This window comes from bacterium (assembly GCA_030649025.1).
Lineage (GTDB): Bacteria > Patescibacteriota > Minisyncoccia > JAUYLV01 > JAUYLV01 > JAUSGO01.
Window position 1 is genome coordinate 29,061 of sequence record JAUSGO010000002.1, and the last position, 16,499, is coordinate 45,559.

The 16,499-nt window shown below is 48.4% G+C and carries 16 protein-coding genes and 1 tRNA gene; 14 read left to right on the top strand and 3 right to left on the bottom strand.

Translation table 11 applies throughout. From position 1 onward, the window contains the following. Positions 1 to 129 precede the first annotated feature (129 nt). A complete protein-coding gene (groL, locus tag Q7S09_00185; GenBank protein ID MDO8557596.1) occupies positions 130 to 1,788 on the top strand; it encodes a chaperonin GroEL in 1,659 nt (552 codons plus the stop codon). A 249-nt stretch (positions 1,789 to 2,037) separates the two neighbouring features. After that, the gene (locus Q7S09_00190; GenBank protein ID MDO8557597.1) at positions 2,038 to 2,916 is read left to right on the top strand and encodes a hypothetical protein; all 879 of its coding nucleotides are present in this window, start codon (positions 2,038 to 2,040) and stop codon (positions 2,914 to 2,916) included. A 156-nt stretch (positions 2,917 to 3,072) separates the two neighbouring features. Here the strand turns inward: Q7S09_00190 and priA are convergent, their stop codons facing one another. Beyond that, positions 3,073 to 5,007, bottom strand: a complete 1,935-nt coding sequence (gene priA, locus Q7S09_00195) for a primosomal protein N' (GenBank protein ID MDO8557598.1) — start codon at positions 5,005 to 5,007, stop codon at positions 3,073 to 3,075. Positions 5,008 to 5,062: 55 nt separating this feature from the next. Between priA and thpR the strand changes: the two genes are divergently transcribed. Together thpR and Q7S09_00205 are read left to right on the top strand one after the other, a co-directional pair. Then, positions 5,063 to 5,692, top strand: a complete 630-nt coding sequence (gene thpR / locus Q7S09_00200; GenBank protein ID MDO8557599.1) for an RNA 2',3'-cyclic phosphodiesterase — start codon at positions 5,063 to 5,065, stop codon at positions 5,690 to 5,692. Next, positions 5,689 to 6,411 (top strand): WecB/TagA/CpsF family glycosyltransferase, encoded by a 723-nt coding sequence (locus tag Q7S09_00205; protein ID MDO8557600.1) that lies wholly within the window; start codon positions 5,689 to 5,691, stop codon positions 6,409 to 6,411. Before thpR ends, Q7S09_00205 begins: the two co-directional genes overlap by 4 nt. Here the strand turns inward: Q7S09_00205 and Q7S09_00210 are convergent. After that, positions 6,400 to 7,017: a hypothetical protein gene (locus Q7S09_00210; protein MDO8557601.1), complete on the bottom strand. Its 618-nt coding sequence runs from the start codon at positions 7,015 to 7,017 to the stop codon at positions 6,400 to 6,402. The genes Q7S09_00205 and Q7S09_00210 overlap by 12 nt on opposite strands. A gap of 49 nt (positions 7,018 to 7,066) precedes the next feature. On the opposite strand from Q7S09_00210, the gene murC reads away from it, so the two are divergent. The 4 genes from murC (at position 7,067) to Q7S09_00230 (ending at position 9,730) form a co-directional block, all read left to right on the top strand. After that, complete coding sequence (gene murC, locus Q7S09_00215) at positions 7,067 to 8,554, top strand: UDP-N-acetylmuramate--L-alanine ligase (GenBank protein MDO8557602.1); 1,488 nt, start codon at positions 7,067 to 7,069, stop codon at positions 8,552 to 8,554. A gap of 80 nt (positions 8,555 to 8,634) precedes the next feature. Then, a complete protein-coding gene (locus Q7S09_00220; protein MDO8557603.1) occupies positions 8,635 to 8,979 on the top strand; it encodes a hypothetical protein in 345 nt (114 codons plus the stop codon). Positions 8,980 to 9,041: 62 nt separating this feature from the next. Then, a tRNA-Lys gene (locus Q7S09_00225) sits at positions 9,042 to 9,114 on the top strand. A gap of 64 nt (positions 9,115 to 9,178) precedes the next feature. Beyond that, on the top strand, positions 9,179 to 9,730 hold the full coding sequence (locus Q7S09_00230; GenBank protein ID MDO8557604.1) for a methyltransferase domain-containing protein: 552 nt from the start codon (positions 9,179 to 9,181) through the stop codon (positions 9,728 to 9,730). A 116-nt stretch (positions 9,731 to 9,846) separates the two neighbouring features. On the opposite strand, the gene Q7S09_00235 is transcribed toward Q7S09_00230, so the two are convergent. After that, complete coding sequence (locus tag Q7S09_00235; GenBank protein MDO8557605.1) at positions 9,847 to 10,170, bottom strand: hypothetical protein; 324 nt, start codon at positions 10,168 to 10,170, stop codon at positions 9,847 to 9,849. Positions 10,171 to 10,249: 79 nt separating this feature from the next. Between Q7S09_00235 and Q7S09_00240 the strand changes: the two genes are divergently transcribed. From Q7S09_00240 to Q7S09_00265, 6 genes are all read left to right on the top strand, one after another. Next, positions 10,250 to 11,284 (top strand): 7-cyano-7-deazaguanine synthase, encoded by a 1,035-nt coding sequence (locus Q7S09_00240; protein MDO8557606.1) that lies wholly within the window; start codon positions 10,250 to 10,252, stop codon positions 11,282 to 11,284. A 122-nt stretch (positions 11,285 to 11,406) separates the two neighbouring features. Continuing rightward, complete coding sequence (locus Q7S09_00245; protein ID MDO8557607.1) at positions 11,407 to 12,762, top strand: Glu/Leu/Phe/Val dehydrogenase dimerization domain-containing protein; 1,356 nt, start codon at positions 11,407 to 11,409, stop codon at positions 12,760 to 12,762. A gap of 185 nt (positions 12,763 to 12,947) precedes the next feature. Continuing rightward, positions 12,948 to 13,745: a HAMP domain-containing sensor histidine kinase gene (locus tag Q7S09_00250; protein ID MDO8557608.1), complete on the top strand. Its 798-nt coding sequence runs from the start codon at positions 12,948 to 12,950 to the stop codon at positions 13,743 to 13,745. 42 nt (positions 13,746 to 13,787) lie between these two features. Continuing rightward, complete coding sequence (gene aspS, locus Q7S09_00255) at positions 13,788 to 15,200, top strand: aspartate--tRNA ligase (protein ID MDO8557609.1); 1,413 nt, start codon at positions 13,788 to 13,790, stop codon at positions 15,198 to 15,200. Positions 15,201 to 15,232: 32 nt separating this feature from the next. Continuing rightward, a complete protein-coding gene (locus tag Q7S09_00260) occupies positions 15,233 to 15,736 on the top strand; it encodes a YbaK/EbsC family protein (protein ID MDO8557610.1) in 504 nt (167 codons plus the stop codon). Positions 15,737 to 15,738: 2 nt separating this feature from the next. Continuing rightward, entirely contained in the window at positions 15,739 to 16,464 is a 726-nt protein-coding gene (locus Q7S09_00265) for a ScpA family protein (protein MDO8557611.1), read from the top strand. Positions 16,465 to 16,499: the final 35 nt, after the last annotated feature.

Sequence of the window (16,499 nt, forward strand, 5' to 3'; positions counted from 1 at the left end):
TCCGGCACCCGCGGCCTGCAAGAATTTGTCGGAACAGTCTTACCAAAAGAAAATTAATGGGTGTATCGGGAGGCAAAATTTGAGCGGGATGCTCATTTTTGCACCTACTCGCTATACTCGTAGGCAAAAATGGCAAAACAAATAAAATTCTCCGAACAAGCGCGCCGAAGGATGCTTGCAGGCGTGGATAAACTCGCCGACGCGGTAAAAGTGACGCTCGGGCCGCGAGGCAGGAGTGTGGTGCTCGATAAATCCTACGGCTCGCCCACCATCACCAACGATGGTGTTACCATTGCGAAGGAAATAGATCTGCCCGACAAATTTGAAAACGTCGGAGCTTCTTTGGTTAAAGAAGTTGCAACAAAAACGAACGATGTAGCGGGAGACGGCACCACCACCGCAACGGTCTTGGCGCAGGCGCTTATTCACGAAGGGCTCAAAAACGTAGAAGCCGGAGCAAACCCCATGGCGCTCAAACGCGGACTCGAAAAAGCCACCGAGGCTGTTATCGGAGAACTGCGCAAGATGTCGAAGATGATCGATGCATCCAAAAAAGAGGAGATTGCCCAGGTAGCCAACATCTCCGCACGCGATCCGGAAATCGGAGACCAGATCGCCGCTGTCATAGAAAAAGTCGGCAAAGAAGGCGTCATTACGGTTGAGGAAGGACAAACCTTCGGGACGTCGTATGAAGTGGTGGAAGGGCTTCAGTTTGACCGTGGGTACATTTCGCCCTACATGATCACCAACACCGAACGCATGGAAGCGGAGTATGAGAATCCTTCCATCCTGCTCACGGACAAAAAAATATCAACCATTCACGATATTCTGCCCTTGCTTGAAAAGCTTGCGCAATCCGGAAAAAAAGAGCTTACGATCATTGCCGAGGATGTCGATGGCGAGGCGCTTGCAACCTTTGTGGTCAACAAGCTCCGCGGCACGTTCAATGTTCTTGCGGTGAAGGCTCCGGGATTCGGTGACCGGCGCAAAGAAATGCTGGAAGATATCGCAGTAGTGACCGGTGCCAAGGTTATTTCAGAAGAAGTCGGTCTCAAGCTCGAGAATGCCACCTTAGACATGCTTGGAGGGGCGCATCGTGTTATTGCGACCAAAGACAATATGACCGTTGTGGGCGGTAAGGGCGATAAGACTGCCATTGAGAAACGGGTGAAAATGCTCAAGACGCAGCTTGCAAAAACCGACTCAACGTTTGATAAAGAAAAACTGCAGGAGCGGCTTGCAAAGCTCTCCGGAGGAGTAGCGGTCATCAAAGTTGGCGCCGCGACCGAGACGGAACAAAAAGACAAAAAACTTCGCATCGAAGATGCTATCAATGCGACGCGGGCTGCGCTTGAAGAAGGCGTGGTTCCCGGCGGAGGTGTTGCGCTTTTGCGTGCGCTTGTCGCAGTCGATAAGCTTCAACTGCATGATGATGAGATGACCGGCGCAAATATTGTGCGCAGAGCCTTGGAAGAGCCCGTCCGGCTCATCGCCCAGAATGCAGGCCTTGATGGCGCCGTTGTTGCTTCTGAAGTGAAGAAAGCTCACGGAAGCCATGGTTTCAACGCAGCAACGTTGAAATACGAAGACCTCATGGCCGCAGGCATCATTGATCCGACGAAAGTTGTGCGCAGTGCTCTGCAAAATGCCGTATCTATTGCAGGACTGTTTCTTACCACTGAAGCAGTTATCACAGACCTTCCTGAAAAGAAAGGGGGTTCGGGCGGTATGGGCGGAGGCATGCCCGGCGGCATGAGCGGAGGCGATTTCGGAGGAGAGGATTATTAAACTCGCTTCCAGAATCTTGCAGATTTATTCAGCAAGAACCCTGTCAAAAAACAGGGTTCTTGCGTTTTTAGTGGAGAAATGTTATTGTAGTGCGTTGGCTTGCTTGATGGAAAATGAGCGAGTTGACCTGTGCTTTTTGGCATAGAACCCGGCTTGCGCAGCCATAAACAGCGCAACCGACTGCATACCGGCTTTTCGGCGAAAGTTTGCGCGGAAAGAAGGATGATGTAGGAGGGGAAGGAGAGCGCAATGAGAGCTCTTTGGAAATATAATAGAAAGACAACTCTTCCGTGGGGAGCCGCATGTTTCTTCAGGATCGAAAAGGGCAAGGAAAGTGAAGTCCTGCATGTCTTTGAGATTCAACACTGCGCCGCATTGGAGTATCATAGTGGCGGAGTTATATCCACCCCGAATGTGGTTCCTGTTGTTTCATGCAATACCTGCAACCAATTCCATCACGGGATTGAAGTGAGAAGAATCGCAAGGCCTGATATCAATGTAACGCGGATCAGCGTGCAAGATCCTCTGAAGGGCGACACGTTGCTTATTGAGGTACCGAATCAATCCGGGGGAGTTTTGGGCGCTATCTTCGTATACACCGGCTGGCGGTGGAAGGCTCTCAAAAGTCTGGACAATTTTCACAACAGCTGGGGAATCCGTGGTTTTCGCTTGTATCTTTATCCGGATTCGAAATCAGCATCCCGTCTAGAGCTGTGGAAGTATGACTCAGGGTTGAGATGGCCGGGGTTTAAAGAAGAGGAACTCAATACGGAGTTCTCCGAATTGCGGGAACACCGTGTTCCTCGTGGGAAAATCCTGAACTTTGTGGGGGGCGGGGAAAGTTTGGAGTCTCTTGAAGATTCTGCCATGCACCTTGTCAATGAAAAATTCAGGAAACTCAATGTACGTTTTTATGAATTCCGGAGAGCGGGTATCAATTTTTCGGATGCGATTTACGCTTCCCGGTCCTTTTCCAGATCTTCCAAGGTTGAAGTAGTGCGGAAAATATTCGAGCGCGAAGGCCTTGGCATGGAAAGGGCTGCGCGAGGCGGAGCGCTTGTACCGCTTGCCAAGAAAGATGCAGTGAACGAAGAAAACCCCCAGAATCATTTCATCCGATACTGGTAATGTGTCGGCAAAAAACAGTACAACGGTCGCACGCAGCAGTGCGACCGCTTTTATTTTTCACTCTGAATGTATCCAAAAGCCATCTTTCTTTTTTAATCATGACTAAATTAGTCAACATTGAAAATAGAAGAAGCGGATCCATAGCATCTCCGCTGCCTACAACAACTCTCTTGGACGCGTCTCGATCTGCCAGAACGGAGGAATTTCTTCAAGCAATGCAGTCCTCGTCTCAGACGGCATGCCGGCCGCGAGTTTCAATAAGATCACGAATTTCCACTTGCCACGCTCTTTGGGAATGAACGCGGGGGAAGGACCGAGAAGCTGGCCTTTCATGTTAAGGCGCTTGCAGGTCTCAACAAGTCCCTTCGCAAGTTTATTTGCTTCATATAATGCGCGCTCGCGATGACTGTGGGCGAACGTAAGTTTTGCGAGTTCTCCGAATGGAGGATAGGCAAATGTACGCCTACGCGCAAGTTCCTCGTCGAGAAATTTTTCATATTCACCATTTTCTAAAAACTCCAGTAGCGGCATATTGGCGTCCAGTGTCTGCACGATCATGCGTTCCCGCGTCAAGCTCTTCATTACTTCAAGAAGCCGGAATGTGCGCTCGGCGGCGTCTATCTGTGGGAATACCAGAGCGCTTTCCGCTCCCAGCACCGCGCTAAGCGCAACATGCGGCAGAAGCTCTTTTTTGAGCATTTGTTGGGTACCAATGAGGATATCTATGCCGCCGCTCTTGAACGAAAGAAGGATTTTTTCAAGCTCCTTTTCGGTCTTGACCGAATCGCTATCTACGCGAGCCACGCGTGCTTCAGGAACAAGATTCTTCACGTCTTTTTCTATTTGAGCACTTCCTGCTCCCAGGGGAAAAAATTTATAGCTTTGGCATTTTGCGCATTTTGTGGGCGGGCTTTGCGACGCACCGCAATGATGGCAACGAAGCTCTTGCCGTAAGGAGCTTTCGTGCAGCACCATCGCCGCCTCGCAATTTTTGCATCGCGGAATATAGCCACATGTTCTGCATATGAATGCTGTGGCATTCCCTTTCCGATTAATGAAGACCATGGCTTGTTTGCGCGTATGTGGGTCCTGCGAAGGCTCAAAAAGACGCTCACCGCGGATGACGCGACGAAGCTCTTCTCTAAGGCGTAGCGTCAGCGGATGGCGCGAACTCCAATGGGTTTGATGGCGCAGATCGATGATCTCTAGGTGCGTGTTTTGCAAAAGAGGAGATTTCGTCATTATTCTCTTGATGTTTTGTCCTTTCACGCGATCCCAGAGCATTACGGGAGAAAGCGCGTCTCCAAAGATAAGACGGGCAGCATGCAGACGGGCAAGTTTTTCTGCGCATTCCAAGGCGTTGTATTTGGGTACCCTTCCCCAGGCCTCATAGCTTTGGCTCGAAGCCTTTTCTATCACAACAAGACCAAGATGCCGCCAGGGCAGAAAAAGCAGCGAGCGCATTCCGATGAAGATGGCGGGTTTTTGGGGATTATGCAATGAAGCGTGAATGCGCTCCAAGGATTTTTTACCGGCTTTTTTTACATAAAGCACGATTTCTGCGTCTTGTTCGCTCTTCTGCAGTTTTTGGAACATCTCCATTGCGGCGTAAATGTCCGGACAAAGCAGACAAATATGTTTTTTTTGCTTCAGCGCTTCTTTGAGATGCGGCAGATATATTTCCATCCGTTCTTCTCCTTCAATAAAAAGATCGGTTTCGGGCGTATGGCGCTTATCCTGTTCGGTCCAGCCTGAAGGCGTTGTGCAAGGCTGTCCAAGCGCAAGCGCGCTTCCCATCGGCGCCCAGTACGTTTCCGACATCCAGGAAAAAAGCTCAAGTTGTTCGGGGGTATACGCGGGAATATCGGAGATGATTTTCTTTATGCTTTTGACGGTGAATGCGCTTTTCCGGATTTCGAGCCTTGAGCCGCTCACCGGGCGCGTTGAGATAACCACGCCCCTTACAACACGCCTTCCTATGGGTATTTCCACAAGCGCTCCCTGCGGCAGTTGGCGCGGCAGAAAGTATGAAAATACTTGCGGCTGTGAGCGAGGAATTTTAGCGAACGGGACAATATCGGCGATATACATGTTCCCATTCTAACATCCTCTTGTTTGAAGTTCTACTGGCGAGTATACTTTTTACATGAAAGGGCATCGTCTTTTCATCGCTATTAACATTCCGCCCGAAGTCCGGGAAATGTTGCGCAAGGAAACCGAGACATGGCGCGATCTTCCCATTCGCTGGGTGAGCGAAGAAAATATCCATATTACCCTTCTCTTTATTGGCGCGGCAGATGACGAGGAGATGAGCCGCATTGCAACGGTTTTGCCAATGGCGACAGAAGGCATTGAATCGTTCGATATCACACTCGATCGCATCGGTATCGGCCCAACCCCCAAAACCCCTCGTATGGTGTGGGCAGAAGGGGAAGTGTCTGTAGAACTCACTGCGCTTCAAAGAAAAGTTCGCGAGTGCGTGTTCCCGGAAGGCAGGTATATTCAAGAAGCAGAGGAGGCTGAATATCCAATATCTCCCTCGGGAATACTCGGGACAGGCAATACCAAATCTCCAATGACAGACAAGAAGCCGTTTAAACTTCACGTGACGCTCGGGCGTATGATTCCCTTCCGATGGAAGCAACTTGGGTCCGGCGCTCCGCATATTGAAAAAACTCTTGACATCTCATTTCCAGTCCATTCGATAGAACTTATGGAAAGCGAACCGGGCCCAAAGGGCCCGACGTATACGGTGCTATCTTCGGCAGGACTATGAAGCGCGTTACAATATGTAAAGTTCCGGTTGATGCTGTCTCGAGAGCCGAAGCATTGGAAAGGTGCCGGGAGTTTTTATACGATGGGAAACAACATCGGGTCGCAACGATCAATCCCGAATTTATCGTCGAAGCGCAAAATAATTCCGAATTCCGCAAAACGCTACAAAAAAGCGATCTTGCGCTGGCAGATGGCATCGGCGTTTCTTTTGCCGCAAGACATCTGCATGGTCTAGGGATTGAGCGCATACCCGGCGTTGATTTCTTGTTTGATTTGTGCGAACTTGCAGCAAAGGAGCACGCGACCGTTTTTTTTCTTGGCGGCAGGGGAGGAGTCGCCCGAAGGACGGCAGAATTGCTCCGAGAACGTATCCCGAACCTTCAAGTTGGGGGATGGAACGAAGAGGTTGAAAAGATCACTAACATAGATGCCGACATACTTTTTGTAGCGCTTGGGTCTCCGAAACAGGAACTCTGGATTGTTCAAAATCTTGCGAAGCTCCCAAGAGTGAAAATCGCGATGGGGGTCGGGGGAGCGTTTGATATAATTTCTGGAAAAATAAAAAGAGCTCCCCTGATACTTCGGACGCTCGGACTGGAGTGGCTTTGGCGGTTTATAAAAGAACCTTGGCGGCTCGGACGTATTTGTAAAGCTGTTTTTCTTTTTTCCTCTCTTATTCTTAAAGAAAAAAGCCGAGGGATGAATTCCTCAGCCGGATGAAGGCATTGCCCGTATAAGACGAATGCGCTTGTCGAGTTCTTCTACCGCTTGCACATCATTCTCGCGTTCAATCTGGGCTCGGACTCTTTTAAGGGAAGCAAGAATCGTTTCTTTTCCCACATGTTCGGCCGCGACCGCATCAGCGGCGCATTCTTCACAAAGGAACCTAACCCATGCGTAGAGGAAGTAATGGAGGACGGCATAAATGCGATAACGGCGCTTAAAGTGCGCCAGTTCATGACCTACGATGCCTTCCAGCTCCCGATCGGTAAAATCCTCCACCTCCTTGCCGAATAAAAGAATGGGTATCGGGGAGAGAATCGAATATCCGATCGCTGCGTAATCGGCCGCATCATCATTCGTTATGATCAACGGTTGCGGCATATGATATTTCTTGGAAACACGAAGCGTTATCTCGCTAAATCTCTGAAACACGAATAGTTCGTTCTTGGCGCCTTGACCCTGCCGATACCGGTTCAGAGCCACCGAACCTCTTGTGCGCTGGCGAATATATTGGGTCTGGCGCTTGATTAAGACTGCAGCGGCTGCCGAAGCAAGAGCAGCAACGAATCCTCCAAAGAGAAACCCAATATAGGTGAGTAACATGCTTCTCTCCCTCCGATGTATGTTATGTTAATGTACGACTTTTTATTATATGACAAAAACGAGAAAAAAACAATATACTGCCGCGCGCGCCTATCTCATTGGCATCAAGGGGGTGGGCATGACAGCGCTTGCACAGCATCTCGCGTCTCGCGGTTTTCGTGTCTCCGGTTCCGATACGAATGAGAAATTTTTCACCGATGCAGTGCTCAAGCGCCATCACATTCCTTTTACCGAAGAATTCTCGGCAAGAAATGTTCCTGGAGACGTTCGGTTTGTTGTGGCATCCTCCGCATATACCGCCAAAAATCCGGAAGTAAAAGAAGCACGAAAGCGCGGGTATAAAATATTTTCATACGCCCATGCGCTGGGAGAGCTTTTTAATGAAAAGCACGGAATAGCGGTATGCGGCTCGCATGGGAAGACGACCACATCGGCATTGCTGGGGTATGTATTCCAAAAAGCAGAAAAACGTCCGAATGTCATGACAGGTTCCGAAGTACCGCAATTCCGCGGCAATGCGCTGATGGGAAGTGGCGAGCACTTCATTGCCGAAGCCGATGAGTACCAGAACAAGTTCCGCTTTTTTGATCCAAAAACAATCTTGCTTACCAATATTGATTACGATCACCCCGATTATTTTTCTGATGTAGCGGCATATCGCAGGGTATTTCGTAATTTTATAGGACGTCTTCCCAAAAGCGGCCTGCTGGTTGTCTGTAGCGATGATGCGGAAGCCCGAAAAATTCTTCCTGCAACACGCGCCAAAATAATCACCTACGGTCTTGATGAGGACTACTTTCATATTCGCGCTCACCCCGTCAGAAGTAGGACGCGGACAGCGTCCGCGACTTCTAACGGGGTAAATAAGAATGTAACAAATGTGGATGTGCACTGGATTGCGCGCGAAGTGAAGGTAAAGAATGGCAGATGGCAATTTAACGCGTATCGGAATAATGAGTTATTCGGTTCTTTTTTCCTTCGCATTCCGGGGCGTCACAACGTGCTTAATGCGCTGGGAGTTATCGCGGCGTCCCGAGCTCACGGTATAAAAAAAGATATTATTCAAAGAGCTCTTAGAGAATTTCGGGGAACGCGCCGAAGATTTGAATATAAGGGGATATATCACGGCGCCTTGCTTATTGATGACTACGCGCATCATCCGGCGGAGATTAAAGCGACGCTCAAGGCCGCACGGGAACTGTATCCAAAAAAACGCATTATCGCGGTATTCCACCCGCATACGTATACGCGAACGAAAGCCCTGCTTGGTGATTTTGCAAAATCTTTTTCAGATGCGGACGAAGTCATCGTTTTGGATATTTACGGTTCCGCGCGAGAGAAGCAAGGCGGTGTTTCAAGCAAGGAATTGGTGAAACGCGCAAGTGTCTGGCATAAACATATCCGCCACATCGCAACGATTCCGCGCGCGGTGCTCTATTTTAAAAAACGCCTCAAAAAAGGCGATGTGCTCATTGCAATGGGAGCGGGGGATGTGTGGAAAGTGCACAAGGGGCTTGTCCCGCACTTATCGCGATAAGTTCGGGGTTGACAGGCGGCAAAGAATAATCTACACTTCTGTTTCGACAAAGTTCATTTACAACTGAGGAGGAAAAGAGCATGAGTTCTGCAGAAGGGTCGAGGTTCCCGGCTTTGAGGAGCGATGAAGAGCGCCTGGCTGCTATTGAGAGAGCCAGAGTGGCGATGGTGTCTTCTCCGGACGTTGATATGAGGAAAGTCGCAGATAACTCGATCGCAGTTAGTTTTCTTCTGCATAAACTGCTCCGCGATACGGTATCCATAGTGCACCAAGAGGAAGAAAGAAGGCGCGGATGGTTTGATTTCCGTGATCGAAGGGTAGTCAAGTCCTTTCAGGAGCTCTGGGACCATTTGCGAAACTGCCAGGAATGCCGCACGACGCTGGAAACCGAGATTTGGTTTCTCCAACTCTCTAAGATGCCCTAAGGGCATCTTTTTAATTGACGCAGCTGAAAATTTGAGTTATACTCCGCAGGTATAAAAATTTTCCGCCCGTAGCTCAGTTGGTAGAGCAGCTCCCTTTTAAGGAGATGGTCGCAGGTCCGATTCCTGCCGGGCGGACACTGGGCTGAAATGCCTTTTTTAGGTAATGTATTCTGTATTATAAAACTAGCATTTGTACACGATGCATTCTGTCAGAACACGATGGTCTAAATATCTTTGCGATCTGTTTCTCGATGACATCCCGGCCGGATCACGCGTGCTTGATTTTGGCGCCGGAGACGGACTTGATGGTAAGTACATTGGCGAGCAAAGAGGGGCGAGCGTCACGCTTCTTGATGTGCAGGATAAAAACCAAACGAAGTTGCCAATGAAACTTTATGACGGCACCACTATTCCGTTTTCTCCCGACAGTTTTGACGCGGTTTTCGCTATTGCGGTACTTCACCACATACCCCGCGAGGCCCATAGACATATTCTGGCCCAGATCCGAACAATCGCGCCACGGCTTATCGTTATGGAGGATACGCCGGCAAATTGGTTCCGTTGGTTTTTAAACGTCATTGGCGATACGATCGTCAATGTTCCAAAAAGCATCAGTATGCAGTATAGCTATCGGACAGTCACAGATTGGCGTGATTTTTTTGAAAAGCTTGGATTTACCGTCGAACGCACCGCATCCGTAGCGCCCTGGTATCCCATCCAGCGCACTTTATTCGTGCTTAAGCGGAAATAACGCGCCCCCAAAAAAGTTAAAATGAGATGTTTTTCCAAAAAGGCCAACATGGCACAACAATGTGCTATTTTTTTGTTGTAAAAATTAAAAACCCACCGAAACATCGGTAGGTGTGACTAATTTTTCCCCATCCCCTTTATCTTCTCTCGGAAAAAGCCGATTGAGGAGCAGGTAACCAAGAAGCATGCCGCAGCATACCAGCGGAAGAATTCAAAATTACCGGAGCCGGATATGTTGGTAGCCATGCCGATGTATCCTAAAAAGAACCCGAAACATCCCTGGACGAACCAAAAGAGTGGTTGCATTAAGGCTAGTTCGGATTCCGTAAATCTTATATTTTTCGGAAAGATTCGATCTATAAGAAATACATAGAATCTCAACGTCATCAGCATCAGCGCCACCACAAGGAATATAATCACTATGTCAAATGGTTGTAGCATCGCCACCCTCAGCATTTGAATTTTACAAAGATCAAATGTTTATGATATCATTACTTTTTGAATACGTCAAATCATTTAAATGAAAAAGAAGATTAAAGGCAAAAAACAGGCTTTTCGAGAATGCCGCATCTGCGTAAATTCAACGCGGAATCCTGCCGTTTCGCTCAACAAGAGCGGATTGTGTAAAACGTGTGCGCAGTATCGGAAATATTTTAATTCTAAGCATCTTGCAAGGGAATTTTCTTTTTTCAAATCATTTATTGGGAAAGGGAAGGGCGCATACGATATCATGGTGGGAATCTCTGGCGGGAAGGATTCGAGTGCAATGCTGCGCATGCTCAAGAAACGCGGATTCCGGATACTTGCATTCAGTTTTGATACCGGATATTACCCAAAGCATATTTTTCAAAGGGCCGCTTCTGTTGCAAATCGCCTTAGCGTCGATTACAAGCGCATAGACATTCGAAAATACATCCGGCCGATAGACAGAAAATCGTTCGCGATGATGGCCGATCTTTATGAAGAGAAGCCATCCGAAGTGCTTAAAGAAAAATTCCGTACTTTGTATGCAGAGGGGAGGAAACATTATTCGGTAAAATGTCAGCACGCTCTTCCTTTCGTCCGGACATGCCAGCTTTGCAGGCGCGTGGTGATACGCGCGTATGTCGCCGAAGCGTTAAAACGGAACATATCTATGGTGGTGTTGGGCATCAACGAATGGGCACATTTAAGCCAGAGCGGCTCAAAACATATTTTCTCTGCTATACGGAAACTCAAGCCGTACACCGATAAACAGGTGGTGTATATTGTGCATTCTCCATTTTTATTTCAGCGTAAAGCGGCGGATACAAGAAAAATTCTGAAGAAAATGGGCTGGTGGAAACTTCCGAAAGGGGAGGGGCTTATAGAATCTAATGCCAATTCCTGCCTGCTCGCGCGCGCGACAGAGAAAAAGGCAATCGAGATGCTCGGGTTCCATCCCGACTCTACCCGCCTTTCACGCGAGATAACCGCGGGGTTCATTACCAAGGAACAAGCGAAATTGGCTTTGAGTAAAGCGCATCATTCGCGATATTCCGTTCGTAGAGTTCTTCGGCGGGCGGGGATATTATAAAAAAGAAATAATGAAGGAATTTGCACTTTTTTCTTGCTAAAATCTGAAATCGGGCATATGCTGAAGAACGGCAGAATTAAGTTTTTTAACAAATTTTATTTTCAAGAGAGAGGAGATAAAACATGATGGGCTCCAGAGAAGCCGAAGCGGTTCTTATGCTTCAGCAGATGTTCAGGCGAGTGGACGAAATTTGTGAGATTTTGGGTGTTGACCGCAGAGTTCAAGTGATGCTCAAGGATTTTGATTCACCATATGAGCGGCCGTTTCGGGTGACATTTGCACGTCTTGGCGAAGGTCCCGGAGCTGCAAAGGTAGAACTCAAGACAGAACATTATCACGTCATCCGTGTCCGTCATGTCAATCCCTGGGCGACGGGACACCAACCTTTCGGCGGCGGTCTGCGCTATGACTCTTCGGTGACCCTACCGCTTATGAAGGTTGATGCGATGAAAATGACCTTCAAACATACGCTTGTGGGGCCCCATGACCACGAACGCATTCCGTTCGGCGGCGCCAAAGGCGGTGTCGCGGTAGATCCACGTTTGCTTTCCTGGCACGAGCTTGTGCAGTTGACCCAAGAGGTGGTGCAGAAACTCAACCCCGTTATCGGTCCCCACGTGGACCGGGTTGCTCCCGACATGGGAACCAATGAAAAGATTATGGACGAGTTTATGACGCATTACGCGACGCTCAACGCGGAGAAGAATATTCCCTGCGGTGCTATCGCAAGCGGAAAATCGTTGGATAATTTTGGGTGTCCGGGAAGACTGACCGCGACCGCAGAGGGTATGCTCGATGTTCTTGAGTACTTCCGTGGACATGACGCATTTTCCGCGTATTTCAAAAAAGCCCCCAGGACCATCATCGTGGGCATGGGCAATGTCGGAGGATGGTTTCTGAAGTTCGCAAAAGACCACGGTTTGAATGTTGTGGGTGTTGCGGACATTCACGGAGCGCTCTATCGCAAAGACGGTGGCCTTGAAGAGGAAGCTGACACAATTCTGAAATTGGCATCAAGCAAGGAAGGCATCGCGGCTTATAGCGAAGCCGAACATTGCACGCTCGAGGAATTGCTTGCCCAGGATTGCGATATGCTGGTTCCGGCTGCTTCCGAAGGTATGATTACGTCTCAGGTTGCTTCCAAGATGAAAGCGCGAATTCTTCTGGAAGGAGCCAATAATCCTACAGACGAAGAGGCGCTTCCCATTCTTCGGGAGAACGATGTGCTTACCATTCCCGATATCCTTGCCAATGCCGGCGGAGCTACCGTTTCCTATTTTGAATGGCTCCAGGGAGTACGAGGCCAGCAATATGAGTTGGAAGACATCCAGGCGAAGCGAAAAGCATACTTGGTTGGTGGTGCCAAGCGTACGGTTGAAGCCGCGGATAAGTACAAGACCGACCTGCGAACGGGGGCGATGATTGCTTCGATAGATTTTATTGCGCGACGACTGATGCGGAAGCATCACTGGGAATAAGGGCATATAAGAAAAACCCGCTATATCGTTATAGCGGGATTTTTATTGCCTAGTATCATATTTTTTCAAGCACGATAGACTTGTTCCAGAATATTCACATCACATTGTCAAATGAGGGCCATCCTCCGTTTACAGACATATTATGGTTTGCTATGCTGTGAATGGCCGTGCTAGCCAATTTCTTTATGATGACAAAGAAAAGAAATGCGCGTTCTGTTGTGACAAGGAGGGGGAGGAGCAAGGCCTCTCAAAAGACGCACATACATCACCAAGAGCTTCTTACCAAAGAGCTGCTCGGGTTTCTTGCGCTTTTCTCGCATCAACTGCGCACCCCCCTTTCTATTGTAAAAGGATATGTGGCAATGTTGCTTGACGGCACGTTCGGAGAACTTAGTTTCACCCAAAAAAAAGCGTTCGAAAAAATTTTCACGGCCAACGAACGCATGATACGTTTGGTGAATAATTTCCTCGACCTCCCGCGCATCCATGTAGGTACCATGGAATATAATTTTGAGCCCATTTCTCCTACCGAACTTCTTTCTCACGCCGTGGCCGAAGCGAGGCTCCAGGCCGACATCAAAAAACTCCCCATAGAATGGTTTGCCGAAAATCCACTCCCGAAGATCCTTGCAGACCGAGAAAATCTTCTCCAAGCCCTCTCGAACATTCTTGATAATGCCATAAAATACACCAAGAAAGGGAAGATCAGTGTTTCGATCTCTAAAAAGGAAGACCATGTTCTTATCTCCATTAGCGATACCGGGGTGGGAATTCTGTCCGAAGATTTGCCGAAGCTTTTCAATAAATTTATGCGGGGAGAAGATATGCGGCGGCTCTACCGCGAAGGAAGGGGACTCGGTCTTTACATCGCGCGGCAGATTATTAAGGGGCATGACGGGAAGGTTTGGGCGGAATCTCCCGGACTTGGGAAAGGGAGTACATTCTTTATAGAATTACCGATTACAAATAACAAAAACGAATAACAAGCCCTCTTGTTATTTAGCGTTTGGTATTTGTTGTATATTTTGGAACGGACACTCACATTCGAAACATTGCAAAAAATAGGCCAAGAAGCGACACTTTGCGGTTGGGTGCATGTACGAAGAGACCATGGGAAGATTGTTTTCATTGATTTGCGCGATCGGTGGGGACTCATGCAGGTGGTGTTTACCCCGGGACATAAGGAGGTGTATGCACTTGCCCAGACTTTGCGGCCCGAGTGGGTGGTGAAAGTAAGCGGCATGGTTAAAGAACGACCGGAGAAGCTTGCCAACCCCAAGCTTCCGACCGGAAAAATAGAGCTTGAAGCGACGGCCCTTGAGGTATTGAATAGCGCCCAAACTCCGCCATTCGCGCTTGATACCGATGGCTACGAAATAGGCGAGGAGCATCGCATGAAATACCGGTACCTTGATCTGCGCCGGGACCGCATGAAAAAAAATTTGATGATGCGCAGTGGCATCATACAAATGATGCGCCGATTTCTGGGTCGGAATAATTTTATTGAAATTGAGACGCCAATCCTCACCAGGTCAACTCCCGAAGGTGCACGGGATTACGTGGTGCCTTCCCGGCTTCATGCAGGAAAATTTTACGCGCTTCCGCAATCCCCGCAACAATACAAGCAGCTTTTGATGGTTGCCGGCATAGACCGTTATTTTCAGATTGCCCGGTGTTTTCGCGACGAGGACACGCGGGGTGACCGCCAGCCGGAATTTACACAGCTGGATATCGAGATGAGTTTTGCAGATCAGAACCAGATATTACAGCTTGTTGAAGACCTGTACATCGATATCGTGCGGCATGTTGATCGCGACAAAAAAAAGATCCACCAAGTCCCTTTTCCGCGCATTACCTATAAAGAAGCTGAAGAAAAATGGAAAAGCGATAAGCCGGACTTGCGCGAAAATACCAAAGATCCCAACGAGCTTGCCTTTGCTTATATTGTGGACTTTCCGCTTTTTGAATGGAAGGAAAGTGAGAAGCGATGGGATGCGACGCATCATCCATTCACCGCTCCGCAGTTTTTGAAAGGCGAGACGACGGAAGCGTTCATTAGACGCATGAAGGAAGACCCTGGCTCCGTTCTTGCCCAGCAGTATGACCTGGTGTGCAACGGGTATGAACTTGGAGGAGGCAGTATTCGGATACATGATGCAAAACTGCTTTCCGCGATTTTTGAATTCATGGGACATTCCGCTTCGGCGGTGCGGGAAAAATTTGGGCACATGCTGGACGCCTTCACCTACGGCGTTCCGCCGCATGGCGGCATGGCTCCAGGAATTGACCGGTTGGTCATGCTTCTCATGAACGAGCCGAATATCCGCGAAGTTATTGCATTCCCAAAAACGGGTGATGGCAGAGACCTCATGATGGACGGTCCGTCGGGACTCGAAGAACGTCAATTAAAAGAGCTTCATATAAAAATTCAGAAGTAGATCAGACATTTAGTATCATTAAAACATCGTCTATGGCTATACCAAAACCTTTCAGTACTTTTCTCGATACCAACAAGATCAAGTATGCGGTTGTCGAACATCGGCGCGTATTTACGGCACACGATAAGGCCGCAACGCTTCATGTGGAAGAAAAGTTTGTCGCCAAAACTGCGGTGTTCCAGGTCGGGTCGAAAGAGCATGTTCTGGTGCTTGTTCCGGCCTCCAAGCACATTGATAAAAAGAAGGTGAAGACCGCGGTCAATGTGTGGCTACGAAAGCAATCAAAAAAGCCGGAGAGCAAGGTGGACTTTGCCACCGAACAATGGATGAAAAAAAAATTGAAAGGCGAGGTGGGCTCAACGCCGCCGTTCCCAAAGATGTTGAAATTGCATGCCTTTGTAGACAATGCACTTTTCAAACAGCCGAGATTATATTTGAATAGCGGCGATTACGAGCATTCTTTTTTAGTGAATCAGGCGAATTTCAAAAAGATCTTAGGAGTAAGTTTTGTGAAAGGAGCGTTTGCAAAATCTTAGACATGCCTGTCAATAGCAATCCTTATACCGTAAAAGTTGCTACCTTCGAAGGACCTTTGGACGTCCTTCTTAGCTTAATTGAGGGAAAAAAGCTCGAAATAACGCAGATATCGCTTGCGGAAGTTACCAATCAGTTCATACAATATGTAGAAACGACTCCCATACCTCCCGGGATCCTTGCGGAATTCCTATCCGTTGCGGCGCATCTTCTTATTATCAAGACCAAAGCCCTTTTGCCGTTCCTGGTGTTAAGCGAAGAAGAAGAGGAGGAGTTGGTAGACCTGGAAGCGCGCCTGAAACTCCTTCAACGGTATCGGGAAGCGGGAAAACATCTTCAAAGCCAGATTCGCAGAAAACAATTTTCATTCGGGCGCGAGGCTACTTCCATTTTTTCCATAACATTTTATCCGCCGGAGAATATCACTGCCAATATACTTCATGTCCATATGCGGCGTATTGCCGACGAGTTCCGTGCATTCTATGAAAAACAGCAGTATGCGCAAGCCACCCTTGAGAAAGTTGTGTCGCTGGAAGAGCGGATCCGCGATCTCATGAAAATAATCGAAGGAGCTCTCGAGAAACGTTTTCACGAAGCGGTCGGAAGCGCCTCGAGCAAAATGGAAATTATCGTAACATTCCTTGCGATGCTGGAGCTTATCAAACAACGGCTCGTGGCGGTTGAACAGCAAGGACTATTCGGAGAGATTACTATAAGAAAAACGAATTAACCTAATTTCTAATTATCCTAAGTGCTCTAAACAAA